14 protein-coding genes are annotated in these 14,977 nt (G+C 62.0%); 2 read left to right on the top strand and 12 right to left on the bottom strand.

The window, feature by feature from the left end:
* Window positions 1–7: 7 nt before the first annotated feature.
* The 9 genes from tsaE to LG281_RS11140 form a co-directional block, all read right to left on the bottom strand.
* A complete protein-coding gene (gene tsaE, locus LG281_RS11180) occupies window positions 8–481 on the bottom strand; it encodes a tRNA (adenosine(37)-N6)-threonylcarbamoyltransferase complex ATPase subunit type 1 TsaE (RefSeq protein WP_404400669.1) in 474 nt (157 codons plus the stop codon).
* A gap of 3 nt (window positions 482–484) precedes the next feature.
* A complete protein-coding gene (locus LG281_RS11175; RefSeq protein WP_404400666.1) occupies window positions 485–2,953 on the bottom strand; it encodes an ATP-binding protein in 2,469 nt (822 codons plus the stop codon).
* A 206-nt stretch (window positions 2,954–3,159) separates the two neighbouring features.
* Window positions 3,160–4,563, bottom strand: a complete 1,404-nt coding sequence (ahcY, locus tag LG281_RS11170) for an adenosylhomocysteinase (RefSeq protein WP_404400664.1) — start codon at window positions 4,561–4,563, stop codon at window positions 3,160–3,162.
* Window positions 4,564–4,659: 96 nt separating this feature from the next.
* Window positions 4,660–5,178: a DUF2937 family protein gene (locus LG281_RS11165; protein ID WP_404400662.1), complete on the bottom strand. Its 519-nt coding sequence runs from the start codon at window positions 5,176–5,178 to the stop codon at window positions 4,660–4,662.
* Between the two features lie 80 nt (window positions 5,179–5,258).
* On the bottom strand, window positions 5,259–5,570 hold the full coding sequence (locus LG281_RS11160; protein WP_404406707.1) for an HPr family phosphocarrier protein: 312 nt from the start codon (window positions 5,568–5,570) through the stop codon (window positions 5,259–5,261).
* 5 nt (window positions 5,571–5,575) lie between these two features.
* Window positions 5,576–5,974 (bottom strand): PTS sugar transporter subunit IIA, encoded by a 399-nt coding sequence (locus LG281_RS11155; RefSeq protein ID WP_404400660.1) that lies wholly within the window; start codon window positions 5,972–5,974, stop codon window positions 5,576–5,578.
* Window positions 5,975–6,073: 99 nt separating this feature from the next.
* Window positions 6,074–6,535, bottom strand: a complete 462-nt coding sequence (locus tag LG281_RS11150) for an HPr kinase/phosphorylase (RefSeq protein WP_404400658.1) — start codon at window positions 6,533–6,535, stop codon at window positions 6,074–6,076.
* Window positions 6,532–8,319, bottom strand: coding sequence for a stimulus-sensing domain-containing protein (locus LG281_RS11145; protein ID WP_404400656.1), 1,788 nt, complete (start codon window positions 8,317–8,319; stop codon window positions 6,532–6,534). Before LG281_RS11145 ends, LG281_RS11150 begins: the two co-directional genes overlap by 4 nt.
* Before the next feature lie 66 nt (window positions 8,320–8,385).
* Complete coding sequence (locus tag LG281_RS11140; protein ID WP_404400654.1) at window positions 8,386–9,102, bottom strand: response regulator transcription factor; 717 nt, start codon at window positions 9,100–9,102, stop codon at window positions 8,386–8,388.
* A gap of 286 nt (window positions 9,103–9,388) precedes the next feature.
* Here LG281_RS11140 and LG281_RS11135 point away from each other — a divergent pair, with 286 nt between their 5' ends.
* On the top strand, window positions 9,389–10,987 hold the full coding sequence (locus tag LG281_RS11135; protein ID WP_404400651.1) for a phosphoenolpyruvate carboxykinase: 1,599 nt from the start codon (window positions 9,389–9,391) through the stop codon (window positions 10,985–10,987).
* 179 nt (window positions 10,988–11,166) lie between these two features.
* On the opposite strand, the gene LG281_RS11130 is transcribed toward LG281_RS11135, so the two are convergent.
* Window positions 11,167–11,763, bottom strand: coding sequence for a cell wall hydrolase (locus tag LG281_RS11130; protein ID WP_404400648.1), 597 nt, complete (start codon window positions 11,761–11,763; stop codon window positions 11,167–11,169).
* Window positions 11,764–12,025: 262 nt separating this feature from the next.
* On the opposite strand from LG281_RS11130, the gene LG281_RS11125 reads away from it, so the two are divergent.
* Window positions 12,026–13,303 (top strand): MFS transporter, encoded by a 1,278-nt coding sequence (locus LG281_RS11125; protein ID WP_404400645.1) that lies wholly within the window; start codon window positions 12,026–12,028, stop codon window positions 13,301–13,303.
* Here LG281_RS11125 and LG281_RS11120 read toward each other — a convergent pair.
* Window positions 13,298–14,188: a cation diffusion facilitator family transporter gene (locus LG281_RS11120; RefSeq protein WP_404400643.1), complete on the bottom strand. Its 891-nt coding sequence runs from the start codon at window positions 14,186–14,188 to the stop codon at window positions 13,298–13,300. The two genes, LG281_RS11125 and LG281_RS11120, sit on opposite strands and share 6 nt — an antisense overlap.
* A 91-nt stretch (window positions 14,189–14,279) precedes the next feature.
* The gene (locus LG281_RS11115) at window positions 14,280–14,966 is read right to left on the bottom strand and encodes an HAD family hydrolase (RefSeq protein ID WP_404400641.1); all 687 of its coding nucleotides are present in this window, start codon (window positions 14,964–14,966) and stop codon (window positions 14,280–14,282) included.
* Between the last annotated feature and the right edge of the window lie 11 nt (window positions 14,967–14,977).

The raw sequence follows: 14,977 nt of genomic DNA, 5'->3' as shown, positions 1-14,977 counted from the left end.
GCAGACCCTACTTTTGCGGGTTGATCGCCCAGGGTGCAAGGGCCAGGGCGAGGGGATCGAGAGTGCGTCCGCCGCGCTCGGTGATGGTGAGGATACGCTCTTCACCGGTCCCATGCAGCGTCAGCGTGATCGCGTAGCCGGGGAGCGTTTCGAGATGCGGCGCGCGGTCTGGCCATTCGACGAGAATAATGGCGTCCGGATTGTCGAGAAGACCCAACTCCTCGAGTTCGCTTTCGTCGGACAACCGGTAGAGATCGGCGTGAATCACGCCCGGATAGGGTTGTATGAGCGCGAAAGTCGGCGAGGGTACATCGAGGTGGGAATCGTTGAGCCGGGCGCGGATCACTGCACGAGCGAGGGCTGTCTTGCCCGCACCGAGGTCGCCATAAAGCGACAAGATATCGCCTGGCTTCACAACCCGCGCCAGAGCGGCGCCGATTGCATCGGTGGCCGCTGCGTCGTGAGCGAAGAGCGTAAGCATGGGCTATTCGCCCGCGTTGAGCGCGGCCTGCGTATTGGCCGGCACAATCACGGTAACCTTCGTGCCGCGCGGCTCGCGCGCCTCAACCGAAACGGTGCCGCCATGCAGGTTGACGAAGGTCTTGACGATGGCGAGGCCCAGCCCCGCGCCGCGCTGGCGGCCCTCGACGGATTGTCCCTCGAAGCGCTGGAACATTGCCGAGCGCATATCCTCGGGAATGCCAACGCCCTCGTCTTCGACGGTGAAGACAATGCGGTCGCCGCGCGCCGAGACATCGAGCCAGATTCGCGCGCCCGGATCGGAGAATCTCGCTGCGTTGGACAGGAGATTGTAGAGCACCTGCACGATCCGGGTGCCATCCGCGATGAAGGTCGGCAGGTCGCGGGCAATGTGGACTTCGAGGTCGACCGGCCGCTCCGAACCCGAAGACGCGGCGGAAAGCCCTGCCTTGGCCTTTTCGACAATAGTGTCGATATCGAGCACAGACGTATTGAGCTGCGCGATACCTGCATCCACCGTGGCGAGATCGAGAATGTTGTCGATCAAAAGCCCCAGATTGGCGCTCGAAGAGCGTATATATTCGGTATATGTGCGCTGGCGCTCGTTGAGCGGGCCCACTTCCTGGCTCGCCAAGAGATCGGCAAAGCCGATGATGTTGGTCAAGGGCGAGCGCAACTCGTACGAGACGTTCTGGACGAAGGTGTCCTTGAGCTTGTCCGCTGCGATCAGCGCCTCGTTGCGCTCCTTGAGGACGCGTTCGTAGTTGGCGCTTTCAGAGACATCGACGAAGGTCATCATCGTTTGCCCGTCGGGCAGCCGGACGATGGCGTAATCTAAAAGCCGCCCGTCCGAGCGCGCAATCCGGCCCTTCGTGTCCGAGCGGGTGGGGTTGAGGTCGATAATGCCTTGCTTGAGCTCGCGCCAGATGCGCGTGCCATCCTCGGGGAAGGTATCGCCCGCCGCCTCGGTCAACTCGTCGATATGCGGGTGGCTCCCCAGCGCATTCATCGGCAGTTTCCACAAGAGAGACAGCCGTGGATTGTGGAGCTTCAACCGTCCGTTGGTGCCGAACACGGCAACGCCCTCGGTCAACGCATTCAAGGTTTCGCGCTGCACGTGGATGAGGGCGTTGTGGCGTGTTTCGAGCGCAAGGCGCTCGGTCATGTCCTCGAAGACGTATATTACGCCACCCGTCCCTGTCGCAGGTGCGGCGATCACATTGGCGCAGCGCCCGTCAGGCAGATACCATGGCGTTTCGCGCGGCGCGGTGAGCGCGTAGCTCATCAGGTGTTTCGCGCGCCAGTCGCGATAGTCGGGCTCAGAGGGCAGCAGGCCTTGCGTGCGTAGCTTGTCGAGAATGGCGCGCTCGTCCGGCTCGGTATTGAGCCAGTCGATATCGAGCCCCCAGAATTCGGCATAGGCGCTGTTGTAGTGGGTCAGCCGACGGTTCTTGTCGAACACCGCCACAGGCGTCGCCAGCGCGTCGATAACGGTGGTCAGGTGCCCCAGATCGGGCTCGGTGCGCTCCGGTTCGGCCTTTTGCGGGCGGGCTTGCGGGAGGTAGCAATATCCCGCGCTGCCACCCGAAAGGGGAAAAAGCACGAGATCGAGCTTGCCGGCGGTCTCGTGCTCTTCGGTGATCGCGATGGTGTCGCTGGCGTCCTCTAGCGAGCGGATATGCCGCTCGCGGGTTTCCACGTCGAAGATATCCGGTGCGGTGCCACGCTCGCCTTTAAGCCCCAGCGAGCGCGTGAAGTGCAGATAGGCCGCGTTGGCGTAAACCAGCAGCCCGTCCTTGTCGCGCAGCCATGCGGGGATGGTAAGACTGGCGAGGATCGCCTGTGCGTCCGCAAGCGAGGGGATGCGGGTGAGCGCGTCGCCCTGGAGTGGCGGCTCAACGGTCGCGCCCGAAGGACGCAGGCGGACACAGGCGGTATCGCCGATCAGGCGCCCTGCGGCGCGGATGATGCGTCCGTCGCGCGCGGGCACCGATATCTCGAAGGTCCGACCGTCGATCCGGAGATCGGTGAGGCGGTTGGCAAGGTCCCTGGCGGGCCCGGCTTCGAGCCAGGAGCGGAAATCGAGCACCGCTTCGGGACGTGTTTCACCGGGCAGGATTTCCGTGACGGGGCCGAGGATCGAGGGTTCGAGCCCGCTATCCTTCCAGATGATGGTGACTTCGGGCATGCCCGATAGCAGCGTTTCGAACTCGTCGAGCGCGGCGCGCATGGTGCCCAACCGCTCGGTCGAACGCCGGTGCGCAGCCTCGGCGATCCGCCGCCACTTGGCCGCCATAAGCGTTGCCGCGACACCAAACCCGGCGGCGCCCAGCGCGATCGCATAGGGCGCGGCACTTGCGACCGTTGCGGCTGAAAGCGGGGTGGCGAGGGCCGGGCTTGCCGAAAAAAGGGCAAGGTGTGCTGTCGAAACTGCCAGGAATCCCGTTCGTTTCCGGAATCCAGCCGGACGCATACCTGTTGTCCCTGTACTGTTGAAACTTGCCCGCCAATGTCACCGCGACCGGGTGACCGAATCACTTAACCATACCCGGCGCCCGAATCGCCTCCAAGAGTCAAACTCGCGTATGCGTGGATAACTTTGCGCTTGCGCGGCGCCAAAGGGGTGATTTGCGTTTCAGGCGGGCAAGAAAAAAGGGCCCCGCAGGGCCCTTTAGCGCGTTAGTACCGGTAGTGATCGGGCTTGAATGGGCCTTCCGGCGTCACCCCGATATAGGCGGCCTGCGTGTCCGAAAGCTTGGTCAGCTTCGCGCCGAGTTTGTCCAGGTGCAGCGTGGCGACCTTTTCATCGAGATGTTTGGGCAGGACGTGCACGGCGTTTTCATACGCATCCGCCTTGGTCCACAATTCGATCTGCGCCAGCGTCTGGTTGGCGAAGCTCGCGCTCATCACGAAGGACGGGTGTCCGGTCGCGTTACCGAGATTGACCAGCCGGCCCTGCGAGAGAAGGATCATGCGGTTGCCCGTCGGGAAGGTGACGAGGTCGACCTGCGGCTTGACGTTGGTCCAGGGGAAGTTCCGGAGTTCGGACACCTGAATTTCATTGTCGAAGTGCCCGATATTGCACACGATCGCCATGTCCTTGAGCTGGCGCATGTGGTCGATCGTGACGACGTCCTTGTTACCGGTCGCCGTGACGATGATGTCGGCGGTGGGGGCGGCGTCTTCGAGGGTGACGACCTCGAACCCGTCCATTGCCGCCTGCAGCGCGCAGATCGGGTCGATTTCGGTCACTTTGACCCGTGCACCCGCGCCGCGCAGCGACTGCGCCGAGCCCTTGCCCACATCGCCATAGCCGCAGACGATGGCGACCTTGCCGGCCATCATCACGTCGGTGCCCCGGCGGATGGCATCCACGAGGCTCTCGCGGCAGCCATATTTGTTGTCGAATTTCGATTTGGTGACGCTGTCGTTGACGTTGATCGCGGGGAACGGCAGCTCGCCGCGCTCATGGAGCTGATAGAGGCGCATCACCCCGGTGGTGGTTTCTTCCGAAACGCCGCGGATGTTGGCCTTGACCCTGGAGTAGAAGCCAGGCTCGGCGGCGAGGCGCTTTTTGACCTGTGCGGCAAAGTATTCCTCTTCCTCGCTCTTGGGGTGCGCGATGACCGACGGGTCGGTCTCGGCCTTGGCGCCGGTGAGGACCAGCATGGTGGCATCCCCGCCATCGTCGAGGATCATGTTGGCGGTTTCGCCATTGCCCCAGTCGAGAATACGATCCGCGAAGTCCCAGTATTCTTCGAGCGTTTCGCCCTTGTGCGCGAAAACGGGGATGCCGGCGGCTGCGATTGCCGCGGCGGCGTGGTCCTGGGTCGAAAAAATGTTGCACGAGGCCCAGCGGACCTCGGCGCCCAGCGCGACGAGCGTTTCAATGAGTACCGCGGTCTGGATCGTCATGTGCAGCGAGCCGGCGATCCGCGCGCCTTTCAAAGGTTGCGCATCGGCGAATTCGCGCCGGATCGCCATCAGGCCGGGCATCTCGATTTCGGCCATTTCGATTTCCCGCCGGCCCCATTCGGCCAGGGAGATGTCCTTGACTTGATACTCGGTCGCTGCCGGTTTCATCGCCGCCTCGTCATGTTTTGGAGTTTCGATCTGGGCCCGGTTTATACGCGGGCCAGCGGCTTCGTACAATACGAGATATAAAGATTTATTTATATCCTAGTCCGCATTTGCCGCTTGCCGCCGCGTTTTGCGGCGGAACGGCGCCGACGCGGCCGTAGCGCCGCCCCAGGTGAGAGCGTAGCCCGCCAGAAGGCCCGCGACGGCAAAGCCCACCCCCTCGATATTCGCGGGAACGGCGGGCGCGAAATCCTCGAGCGCGGCGGTGCCGACATCGCTGTCGAAATAGCGCGCGAGCGACATGGTCTTTTCGATCGGATCGGCAGTCTCGAGTTCGCGCCGCTGCGTGGTGAGTTCCTCATAGCGCGCAAAGACCATCCGCATGGAAACGCCACGGTCGTTGAGAAACGGATCGGTGCTCGCATCATAGCGCGCAAGGCCTTCCGCGCGCGTCAGCCCGCTCGCTGCCGCATCCGCGTCGAACCGCACGATGATTGCCTGAAGCTCGTCGATCGCACCGCCCAGCCGCTGCGTGTAGTGTTGCGTATATTCAGGCACTTGGGAAAAGGTGAGACCACCCAAGAGAGCGCCGGCAAGGCAGAGCGTGCGCTTGATCATGGTGCTCCCGTTGTCGCTTAGAGCGTTTTCAGGAAAAGTTGAAAGACTTTTCCGGTTCGAAAATGCGATAAAACAAAGACTTAGAGCGTCAGGTCCTCGGCGGCTTCATTGTCTTCGTCGAACCCGCACGAAACGAGATCCGACAGCGCTTCGATGGCTTCGCGGGCCTCGTTGCCGGTCGCGCGCACGAGAATGGTCGAGCCCGGTCCGGCGGCGAGCATCATCAGCCCCATGATCGAGGTGCCGCCGACCGTCATGCCGTCGCGGCTGACCGTCACCTCGGCATCGAAATGATCCGCCGTGCGCACGAAACGCGCCGAAGCGCGTGCATGTAGCCCGCGCTTGTTGCAGATCGTGAGCCGTTGGCATACGGCCCGGTCCGGTTCAGCCATAGAACTCATTTGCCCAAAACATCGTTTGCGACGTTAATATACTTGCGGCCGGCATCCTGCGCAAACCGCACTGCCTCCTTCATATCGGCATCGGCACGGATGCGTGCAAGCTTGACGAGCATTGGCAGATTTACCCCTGCGATCACCTCGATATTGCGGCCTTCCATCACCGAGATGGCGAGGTTGGACGGCGTGCCGCCAAACATGTCGGTGAGAATCACCACGCCATCGCCGGTATCCACCCGCTCGACAGCTGAAATGATGTCGGTGCGGCGGGCTTCCATATCGTCCTCCGGCCCGATCGAAACCGCCTCGATCGCCTCCTGGGGCCCGACGACATGTTCAAGGGCGGCGCGGAATTCGTCTGCAAGCCTGCCGTGGGTCACAAGGACCATGCCAATCATACGTTTCAGCTTTCCGTCTTATAGGCACCGCAACCGGGCTGAAGTGTTGTCCGGCCGGCATTGCGTTTCAAGTTAATTCTGACCGGTTTGCCCTGCTTATCATGTTATCGCGCCGAGGGATCTGAGCGCTGCGTGAACCAAAAAGCGCTGATGCAGCCCGTCCACTAACCCGCGCCTGGGCACCGGGCAACGGGGCACCCAGATGCCGTGGATCTGTGTCGTAAGTTCACTCTCCTCGAGCAGCCGTTCCATGGTGTCGACAAATTCGACGACCAGATGCACATGGGCGGATTTGGCATACGGCAACTTAATGATACCGCGCCCGCGCAATTCGATCATGCCTTCGATCGTCGCGGGCGGCTCCATCACCAGCCCGTCCTCGTCGACGCTGAGATCGACCCGGTCGTCGGAAATCAGAAATGCGTCCTCGCCACGCAATTGCGCCTGTTCAAGCAGGTCGAGCGCGAGCAGAGACTTGCCGGCGCCCGAGACGCCGGTCAGGAGAATGCCATGATGCGCGACAAGAATGCCGGTGCCATGGGTATTATGCTTTTTTGTCACGTTTTGGCCCGTGGAAGAGTGAGTGTGAAGACCGCCCCCGAACGGTCATCCCGATTCCCTGCTTCTAGCGTGCCTTTATGCGCCTGCGCAATCTGGCGCGATATCGACAACCCCAAACCCGAATGGTCGCCGAACGATTCACCCTCCGGCCGGTCGGTATAGAACCGCTGGAAGACCTTTTCGGCGTCCCCCGAAATGCCGCGCCCTTCGTCCATGACGCGCGTGACCACAGTGTCCCCCGCAACTGAAACGCTTACCGTCACGACACCGCCGGACGGCGAGAACGAAACCGCGTTGTCGATCAGGTTGGTGAAGACTTGCGCCAGCCGGTTGTCGTGACCCTTGACGACAGGCTCGACCTTACCCTTGGGGGCCTTGAGAACCACGCTGACATCGCTTTTGGCCGCGAGGTCGGACTGGATGGAAACGATGGCTTCTGCCAGCCCAGCGATGTTGACCGTCTCGGTATTTTCGCGCGCCAGCTCGGCATCGATGCGGCTGGCGTTCGAGATGTCGGAGATCAGACGGTCGAGCCGGCGCACGTCGTGCTGGATAATTTCGGCAAGCCGCTCGCGGTCTGCCGCCGATTTGGCGAGCGGTAGCGTTTCAACAGCGCTTCTCAGCGATGTCAGTGGATTCTTGAGTTCATGCGCCACGTCCGCGGCGAATCGCTCGATCGCCTCGATGCGGTTGTAAAGCGCGTTGGTCATCGCCCTGAGCGAACCCGAAAGGTGACCGATTTCATCGGAGCGGTCCGTGTAGTCGGGAATTTCCGCACGCGCCTTCATCGAGGTCTGCACTCGCTCGGCGGCCTCTGAAAGGCGCCGCATCGGCCCTGCGATCGTGCCGGCAAGCAGAACCGACATCAATCCCGTGACGGTCGCGGCGACCGCTGCAATACGCAGGATACTCCAACGCTCCTGAGCAACAATGGCGTCGATATCGCCGGGCGATGTCGACAAAAGCAGCGCCCCGATCACCGCGCGCTGGCGCTGGATCGGCACGGCAACCGACACCACGAGCTGTCCGCGCTCGTCCTCGCGCACGATATCGGACAGTGAACCGCTGAGCGCCGAGGCGACTTCGGGATATTTAAGCCCCTCGTCCACGCCATAGTCCTGGTATCGCGGATAACTGCCACCACCGAAAAAGCGCGATATCGCGCTCCACCATTCGAACAGGAAGAACTCGTTGGTCGTTTGCGTGGTGGTGCTGTTCGAGCGGAGAATTTCGCCGCTTGCGTAGATGTTGTTCGAATCGAGGATCATGAGCCCCGCATCGTCATAGATCCGCGCCCGGGTGCGGGTCGGGGTGACGAGGTTGCGCAAAAGCGGCGCGATGCGCTCGGGATTGATCGGGAATTGCAGCGTCGGGTCGAAGAACGAAAAGGGCTCGGAAACCTGGCCCTGATAGAAGTCCAGCAGCCGGTCGGGATTGACGCTGATGACATCCGAGTCCGCCGTCGCAGAGGCGGCAATGGCCGCAGCGATGATTTCACCCTGCACGCGTAACGACTGCACACGTACGTCGATGAGTCCGGAGCGGAAGGAATTGAGGTAGAGAATGCCCGCAACCAGCGCCGCCAGGGCCACAAGGTTCAAAATGACGATCCGGCGCGTGAGTGAGGCAAAGAAGGTGAAATTGATCACCCGCCCCACCCCATGCGCAAACGCAAAAACCGGGCGCAGGAATGGCTTGCGCACGGTTTTGGGCGCCTTGTCGGCGTCAGATTTGCCCGCCGCGCCAGCGGCGCGGCTCTGTTCTCGCGAAATCCGGTCGTCCAATGACGGACTCTTTATCTTGCCACGCTATCAGACCGCAAAACGGGTCCAACCTGTTCCGATAGCGCGCTATTGCTCTTTAAAGCGATACCCCACCCCGTAAAGGGTTTCGATCATGTCGAAGCCGTTGTCGACGGCTTTGAACTTCTTGCGAAGCCGCTTGATATGGCTGTCAATGGTCCGGTCGTCAACATAGACCTGATCGTCATAGGCCGCATCCATCAGCGCGTTGCGGCTTTTGACCACACCCGGGCGTTGGGCGAGCGAAAGCAGGATCAGGAACTCGGTGACCGTCAGGGTCACCCGCTGTCCGTTCCACGTGCAGGTATGGCGTTCCTGGTCCATGACCAGCGCACCGCGTTCGAGCGTTGCTCTTGCGCCATTGTCTTCGCCGTTAACGGTGACCGTCCCGGCCTCCTTGGGGGCGGCGACACGGCGCAGCACGGCCTTGACCCGCTCGACGAGAAGCCGCTGCGAAAACGGCTTGGTAATGAAATCGTCGGCACCCATCTTGAGCCCGAACAATTCATCGATCTCTTCGTCCTTGGAGGTCAGGAAGATGACTGGAACGTCCGATTTCTGCCGCAAACGGCGCAGCAGCTCCATCCCGTCCATACGCGGCATCTTGATATCCAGGATCGCAAGATCGGGCCGGTCGGAACTCAATCCCTCGAGCCCGGAGGCGCCATCGGTATAGGTCGCAACCTGATACCCCTCGGCTTCGAGTGTCATCGAAACGGAGGTGAGAATATTGCGGTCATCGTCGACAAGGGCAATTTTCGGCATAAAGGTTCCCTTTATACAGGCGCCCGGCCCGGAAGGAGTGGGCACGGCGCGGTCAATGGGGCCAATTGTTGTTTTTAGATGTCGCGTTTTGGCCCGTACATTACGCGTAAATTATGGCAACAGCCAATGGTTCCGCTCGCCGGGCTTTCCCGCCGCCTAGACGAACGTCTTAAGACCCATTGCCAGATGGTTCCCCTCATATGGTGCGCCTATTGTCGTCGCCAAGGTCGGCGGGGCGTCTAAATGCCCGGCCACGCCTATTTTCCCGCTGTTTGAGAGTTGAGCCATGACCAAGACGACCTGCCAAAGCCTCGCCGCGACCATCGCCGCCAAGGCCCAGAAGGTGTATCTCAACGACGCCGCGCCGGTGCTTGTCGAGCACGCGGTGCGCCGTGGCGAGGGCACACTGAGTGCCGACGGCGCTTTTGTCGCCGACACCGGAATCTTTACCGGTCGCTCGGTCAGGGACAAGTTCATCGTTCGCGACGAAAAAACCGAAAACCTCGTGTGGTGGGACAACGCCAACGCGATGACGCCGGAGACATTCGACCTTCTGCTCGAGGATTTCGCCGCGGCACTCGAGGGCCGTGAGGTCTTCCATCAGCAGCTTTATGCCGGTGCGGAACTGAGGCATCAGAGCAATATCGCCGTGCTCACGCCTTCGGCCTGGCATGCATTGTTCATCCGCAATCTCCTTATTCGCCCCGCCGCGGCCGCGCTCGAGGGATTCGCGCCCGATATCACCATCGTGCATAACCCCGCGTTTCGCGCCAATCCGGCAAAACACGGCACCAACAGCGATACTGTCATCGCGCTCGATTTCGCCCGCAATATCGTCTTGATCGGCGGAACGGCCTATGCCGGCGAGATCAAGAAGAGCGTCTTCTCGATCTTCAATTTCCATGCGCCGGGCCGGGGTGTCCTTCCGATGCACTGCTCGGCCAATGTCGGCAAAGACGGCGATACGGCGCTTTTTTTCGGGCTGTCGGGCACCGGTAAGACCACGCTTTCGACCGATCCGGCGCGTGTTCTGATCGGGGATGACGAGCATGGCTGGTCCGACGACGGCGTCTTCAATCTCGAAGGCGGGTGTTACGCCAAAACCATCAACCTTTCGGCCAAGGCCGAACCTGAAATCCATGGCGCTACGAGGAAATTCGGCACGGTGCTCGAAAACGTCGTGCTGCACCCTGAAACCCGCGAGCCCGATTTCGCAGACGGCTCGAAAACGGAAAATACGCGCGCGGCCTATCCGCTTTACGTGCTCGACAACGTCTCGCGCACCGGCACCGGCCCGACACCCACCAATGTCGTGCTTCTCACCGCCGATGCATTTGGCGTATTGCCCCCGATCGCTCGGCTCAATCCCGACCAGGCGATCTATCACTTCCTTTCAGGCTATACCGCCAAGGTCGCCGGCACCGAACGCGGGGTAACCGAGCCGCAGGCAACGTTCTCGGCCTGCTTCGGTGCACCGTTCATGAGCCTACACCCCACCGTCTATGGCCGCATGCTCAAAAAGCGTCTGAAAGACAGCCTTGCCGAGTGCTGGCTCATCAATACCGGCTGGACCGGCGGCGCCTATGGGGTCGGCAAGCGCATCTCGATAAAGGATACGCGGCGGCTTCTCAACGCAGCGCTTTCGGGCGAACTCGTCAACACCGAAACCCGCATCGACCCTGTCTTCGGCTTTGCCGTTCCGGTTGCGGTCGAGGGCATCGATGCGGCTCTGCTCAACCCGCGCGAGACCTGGGCGGACAAGGCCGCTTACGATCGGCAATCGGCAAAGCTGGTGGAACTGTTCGAAGCCAATTTCGCCAAGTTCGGCGCCGCCGATGCCCAGATCGCCGACGCCGGACCCCGGTTGGCGATCGCGGCGGAATAGCGTCTCCCGCCCGGACTCTGGCGTCCTGCCAAACGCTTGAGCGGCCCTGCCATAGCCGTGGTGGGGCCGTTTTGCTATGACGCCCTCACATCATTGTTTTGTCGCGTGTCCGAACCGACCCCAAGGGCCGCGTGAGCGAAAAAGGGGTAACCACTTTCTCCCGGACACGCTCTATCGGATCAATAAAAGATGTGATTGCCGATGGCGGCGACTTGCGCATAGGCCGAGGCCCAGGAGGGCGAGACCGATGTCGTGTGGAAATACAGCGCCGTCGCGAGTCCCTCGGCAGGCGTTTTGCCCTCAAGGAACTGATCGTAGGCCGCAAGCGCGATGACGTGCGACTTCACCCAGGATTCGCGATCGATGATGTTCCCGTGTCCGCCGTCGTCGGGCCGCCCGTCGCAGGCGAACGAGAACTGGCAGCGATTGCGCAGCTCCGCGTTCTGGAAAACGACGCCGCAGACAGTATCGGGGTAGCGGGGCGATTCGACGCGGTTGAGGATGACCGAGGCAACAGCCCATTGGCCTTCCTCGGGCTCGCCGCGGCTTTCATGATAGACCGCCTGCGCGAGGCAATGACGTTCCGCCGATACCTGTGCCTTGCGTTCCTCGGTCGGAACGAACGACGTCGCCACATAATCGGCGAGCAGCTCCGACGTGAGCGTCCGGGCCTCTTCGGCCTGAGCTGGAACCGCAGTGACCAGAAAAAGGATGGAAACACAGGCGCCGAATATGCGCCGTTTTAGACCCTCGGTGGCGTTGCCGCTTCGCGCCATCGTTCCTTCTGTCCCCGTTTGCCGGACAAATCTTGCCCGGTGCCCTCATTTGCGGAAGACCCTACAAAGACCATTCGATTAACGCGATGTTAAGCTTAATCGATGGTTAACGGCCTTCTCTTTAACCCGTTATGGGTTCGGGGGTAAAGACCTCGGCTTGGCATGCGGTTAGGTGAAATGGTGCAATTTGAACGAAAATGCGCCCGATACACACGTGTTTGAGCGTGACATGAGCGCGCCGATTGCCTAGAACGCCACTAACATGTCACTCACCGCGCCATCACCCCCGTTGCGAGAATTGACGCCGCGCCAGATCCAGTGGATCGGCGGTGGCTATCTTTCGATGTTCTCCTCGCTTGCCGGACAAACCCTGTTCATCGCGCTCTTCGGCGCGGCGATCCGGGGCGAGTTCGGACTTTCGGACGGGCAATACGGTCTCATCTACACCGCCGCGACGTTGTGCTCGGCCATCTGCCTGATATGGGCAGGCACGCTGCCCGACAGAGTGCCCGCCGCCGTTCTCGCGGGGGGGATCGCTGCGGGCCTTGCAGTCATGTGCTTGGCCATGAGTTTTGCCCCAAGCGTGCTGGTGCTGGCTATCGCGCTGTTCGGCTTACGCTTTTTCGGCCAGGGCATGTCGACTCACAACGCGGCGACTGCGCTGTCGCGCTGGTTCAACCGCTTCCGTGGACGTGCGCTGGCCTTCTCGCAATTGGGGCTCAACACCGGTGAGGCGATCCTTCCGGTGCTCGTGGCTTTCGGCATCGCGGCGATCGGTTGGCGCAATGTCTGGCTCGTCGCGGCGGGTGTCGTGGTGCTGGTGTTGGGGCCAGCCATCGTCTTTCTGTTTTCCAATCCCCCCGATGGCAAACGCGCCAAAGCCGCCGGGTTCACCAATCCCGACGCCGCGAGCACCGCGCATACCGGCGACCAATGGACGCGCCGCAGGGTGCTCGCCGACCCGGTCTTTTGGCCCGTCCTTGCCGGGCTGCTGGCGATGCCGGCAATTTCAACGGCGATCTTCTTTCATCAGACCAATCTCGTCGCCGACAAGGGCTGGGGCCTACTGACCTTCGCCGCCTTTTTCCCCGTGATGTCAGTGACTTCGGTGATGTCCTCGATGACGAGCGGCTGGCTCATCGACCGGTTCGGCGCCTATCGGCTGTTGCCCGTCCTGCTGCTGCCCGCCGCGCTTTCGCACCTTCTGATCTGGCAGTTCTCGGCCTTCTGGGTGATCCCGGTCTTCTTCTTTCTCAACGGGTTCACCAACGGTGCCAGCGGCACGATCATGAATGCGATGTGGGCAGAACTCTACGGCACACGGCATTTGGGTTCGGTGCGTGCGGTGGCGACGTCGGCGATGGTGCTCGCATCGGCGGTCGGGCCGGGAATTGTCGGGGTTTTTATCGACCAGGGCGTGTCCGTGGCGGCGCAAGGGCCATACTTTGCGGCCTATTGCATCGCTGCCAGCATCGTCTTTTTCTCGCTGCAAGGCATTCTTGCAACGCGCAAGCAAGCACTCTACGCGCCTCAGCTATAACACCACGACACCGGTATGTTTGGCCTTGTTCTCGGGCTCCACATGGATGGTGATCAGGCTTTCGGGCGTCTCGGCCTTGAGCGCGGCTTCGATGCGGTCGCAGATCGCGTGCGCGGCTTCGACGCTCATCGTGCCGGGGACGACGAGGTGGAAGTCGATGAAGGCCATCCGGCCCGCCCGGCGGGTGCGCAGGTCGTGCGCCTCGAGCGCGCCATCGGCATTGGCGCTGATGGTTTCGCGAAGGATTTCAAGGGTTTCCTTGGGTACGGCGACGTCCATCAGCCCGCCTACGCTGCGCGCAACGAGCCTGGCGCCCGACCACAGGATGTTGAGCCCGACGATGACCGCAATGACAGCATCGAGGACCACCATGCCCGTAACGATGACGACGATGAGCCCGACGATGACACCGGCCGATGAGATGACGTCGGTGAAAAGATGCTGCCCGTCCGCTTCGAGCGCCGGGGAGGAGAGCGTCCGCCCCGCGCGGAGAAGGATAAAGCACCAGACCGCATTGAGAACGCTCGCCAGCCCATTGACCGCGAGCCCTTCCACCGGTGCCATGAGCATCGCCGGATGCTGGAACGCGCGCCACGCTTCCGAGAAGATCAGCAGCGCCGCGACGACGATGAAGACGCCCTCGATCACGGCCGAGAAATATTCGGCCTTGTGATAGCCGTAGGGCAACGCCGCGTCGGCGGGCTTTTGCGCGAGCCGGACCGCCACAAGGGCAGCCAGGGCCGTTACCACGTTGACGATCGATTCGAGCGCGTCGGAGTATAGCGCGACCGATCCGGTCATCGCCGCCGCCCAGTATTTGAGCGCGAGCACGACGATGCCCACGATGACGCTGCCGATGGCAAGGCTGACGGGTTTTTGCATCATGCGGTGTCTCTCGATTGCATTCCGCATAAACCCGTCCTCAGCGCTTGTCTATCCCCTTGATTTTAAATGCAAATGCTTCGCAGAGGCAGTCTCAATCGCCCGTTGTCTGCGGCACGGCGAAGAGTGCGTCATGCGCATGGGAGAGGCTCTCGAGTATGGCGGCGCAGAGGGCGGCGATCTCCTCGGTGGGGCCGACGAGATCGGGCACCATCACCGTGCGCATCCCCGCCGCGTGCGCGGCGCGGACGCCCGAATGGGAATCCTCGAAGGCGATGCAATTGCCCGGGCTCACACCCAGCCGGGCGGCGGCGGTGAGATAGGGCTCGGGGTGCGGCTTGGGGTTGGCGACGTCGTCACGTGTGACGACGGTATCGAAAAGCTCGATGAGCCCCGCATGCGACAGGTGCCGGGTGGCGTGCGGTCTGCGCGAACTCGTGGCGACCGCGAGGGGGACGTCGCGGCCCCTGAGCGCGGTGAGCAGTTCGCGCGCGCCGGCCTTGACCGGCACGCCCTGATGCGTCGTGCGCTCGTGCATCGCGGCGCGGCACTTTTCGTCAAAGAGCGTATAGGGGAAGGTGGCGCCGTAGGCTTCGACCAGCATCCGCTCGGTCGCCTCGTGCGAGGAGCCGACGATGCTCGCATGCACCTCGTCCCGCATCTCATAGCCCAACTCGGTGCAGACCTCGAAAACGATCGACCGGAAGACCGATTCGGTATCGAGCAGCGTGCCGTCCATATCGAAAATGACGGCGTCGAAGGGCTGGGCGAGTGGGGACATCGGGGCGGAGC

The organism is Pelagibacterium halotolerans, from assembly GCF_044811015.1.
GTDB lineage: Bacteria > Pseudomonadota > Alphaproteobacteria > Rhizobiales > Devosiaceae > Pelagibacterium > Pelagibacterium halotolerans_A.
Note: the sequence above shows the minus strand (reverse complement) of the source record. Positions and strands in the feature narration are given on the sequence as shown.

Bases quoted from the DNA above. Each gene is read 5' to 3' on its own strand.
- tsaE (WP_404400669.1), bottom strand. From the start codon at position 481: ATGCTTACGCTCTTCGCTCACGACGCAGCGGCCACCGATGCAATCGGC.
- LG281_RS11175 (WP_404400666.1), bottom strand. From the start codon at position 2,953: ATGCGTCCGGCTGGATTCCGGAAACGAACGGGATTCCTGGCAGTTTCG.
- ahcY (WP_404400664.1), bottom strand. From the start codon at position 4,563: ATGAAACCGGCAGCGACCGAGTATCAAGTCAAGGACATCTCCCTGGCC.
- LG281_RS11165 (WP_404400662.1), bottom strand. From the start codon at position 5,178: ATGATCAAGCGCACGCTCTGCCTTGCCGGCGCTCTCTTGGGTGGTCTC.
- LG281_RS11160 (WP_404406707.1), bottom strand. From the start codon at position 5,570: ATGGCTGAACCGGACCGGGCCGTATGCCAACGGCTCACGATCTGCAAC.
- LG281_RS11155 (WP_404400660.1), bottom strand. From the start codon at position 5,974: ATGATTGGCATGGTCCTTGTGACCCACGGCAGGCTTGCAGACGAATTC.
- LG281_RS11140 (WP_404400654.1), bottom strand. From the start codon at position 9,102: ATGCCGAAAATTGCCCTTGTCGACGATGACCGCAATATTCTCACCTCC.
- LG281_RS11135 (WP_404400651.1), top strand. From the start codon at position 9,389: ATGACCAAGACGACCTGCCAAAGCCTCGCCGCGACCATCGCCGCCAAG.
- LG281_RS11130 (WP_404400648.1), bottom strand. From the start codon at position 11,763: ATGGCGCGAAGCGGCAACGCCACCGAGGGTCTAAAACGGCGCATATTC.
- LG281_RS11125 (WP_404400645.1), top strand. From the start codon at position 12,026: ATGTCACTCACCGCGCCATCACCCCCGTTGCGAGAATTGACGCCGCGC.
- LG281_RS11120 (WP_404400643.1), bottom strand. From the start codon at position 14,188: ATGATGCAAAAACCCGTCAGCCTTGCCATCGGCAGCGTCATCGTGGGC.
- LG281_RS11115 (WP_404400641.1), bottom strand. From the start codon at position 14,966: ATGTCCCCACTCGCCCAGCCCTTCGACGCCGTCATTTTCGATATGGAC.